Here is a 1,603-nt window from a genome sequence, read left to right on the forward strand (position 1 = left end):
ATGATGAAGTCTTCGCCATGCTTGCCGATGCCGCGGACGAATTCCGCGGGCCAGCGCATGCCCACTTTCGGAGCCCCCTCGACCGAGGCCTCCGCGATTTCGGTCACGTCGTGAACCTTGTCGGCGATGATGCCGACCAAAGTCGGCTCGCCGTCGAGCTCGATCTCGGTGACCACGATCCTTGTGTCGGCATCGGGCGCGGTCTGCGCCATGCCGAACATCACCCGCAGATCGGCGAGCGGCACGACCTTGCCGCGCACATTGATCACCCCCCAGACAAAGGCCCGGGCATTGGGAACCTCGGTGATCGGCACCATGTCGAGAATTTCGCTCACGGTTTCGGCCGGCAGCGCAAAAACCTCGCCCTGCAGGCCGACGGTCAGGGCACGCATGCCCGTTGCTTGCGTTTCGCTGCTCATGCCACCCTCCCCAGCCGCTCATCGCGGATCTGGCGTTCGAAATTGCGGCCAAAGCCCACCAGCGCGCCCACATCGAGAATGAGCGCCACCGCGCCATCGCCAAGGATCGTCGCCCCCGAGAAGGTCTCGACATCGGCATGGAGTTTCGAGAGCGACTTGATCACCGTCTGGCTGTTGCCGATGATCTGGTCGACCACGAGGCCGACCCGGTCCTCGCCCGCCGAAACGATCACCACTTTCGGATGGGGCGCAGCCTCGGCGCGAACGCGGAACAACTCGCGCAGCCGCATGAAGGGCACGAGCCGGCCGCGGATATTGAGGAAATTGCGCCCCTGGGCCGTGGTCTCGCTCGCCGCGGGCAGTTCCACGCATTCCTCCACCGCCGAGAGCGGGATCGCATAGCGGCCGTTTCCGACCTGCACCAGCATGCTCTCGATGATCGCGAGCGTGAGCGGCAGGCGCAGCGTCGCCACCGTGCCGCGCCCGGGCGTGCTCGCAAGCTCGATCGTGCCGCGCAGCCCCTCGATGGTGCGTTTCACCACATCCATGCCGACCCCGCGCCCCGACACAGCGGTGATCTCCTGCGCGGTGGAAAAGCCCGGATGGAAGATGAACTGGTAGAGATCCTGATCGGAGATCTTCTGCTCGGGGCCGATCAGCCCGGCCTGTTCGGCCTTGGCGCGGATCCGCACCGCATCGAGCCCCGCCCCGTCATCGGTGATGGTGATCGCCACTTCGGCGCCGGTATGGGAGGCGCTGAGCCGCACCTGCCCTTTCGCCGGTTTGCCTGCCGCGGCCCGCCGTTCGGCGGCTTCGACGCCATGATCGACGGAGTTGCGGATAAGGTGGACGAGCGGATCGGCAAGCCGCTCGATCATCGTCTTGTCGAGCTCGGTCTCCTCGCCGGTGGTGACGAAATCGATCTCCTTGCCGAGATCGTGCGAGAGGTCATGCACGAGCCGGCGGAACCGCGAGAAGAGCGTGCCAATGGGCACCATGCGGATGCCCATCGTGGTGTTGCGCAGCCCCGAGGAGAGCCGGTCAAGCTCTTCGGCCACCGCCTTGAGGTTGAGATCGTTGCTGGCTCCCGCGATCTGCGCGAGCCGCGACTGCGCGATCACCAGCTCGCCCACCCGGTCCATCAGCTCGTCGAGCCGCTCCGCGGGCACGCGCAGCGAAAAGCC

At 66.2% G+C, this 1,603-nt stretch carries 2 protein-coding genes; both read right to left on the bottom strand.

The features are described from left to right. Positions 1–419, bottom strand: a 419-nt coding sequence (locus tag CRO22_RS18450) for a chemotaxis protein CheW (RefSeq protein ID WP_176518707.1), incomplete at its 3' end; no start/stop codon positions are given. After that, positions 416–1,603, bottom strand: a 1,188-nt coding sequence (locus CRO22_RS18455; RefSeq protein WP_141399498.1) for a chemotaxis protein CheA, incomplete at its 5' end; no start/stop codon positions are given. The genes CRO22_RS18450 and CRO22_RS18455, both read right to left, overlap by 4 nt.

Source organism: Rhodobacter maris (assembly GCF_900217815.1).
Classification (GTDB): Bacteria; Pseudomonadota; Alphaproteobacteria; order Rhodobacterales; family Rhodobacteraceae; genus Rhodobacter; species Rhodobacter maris.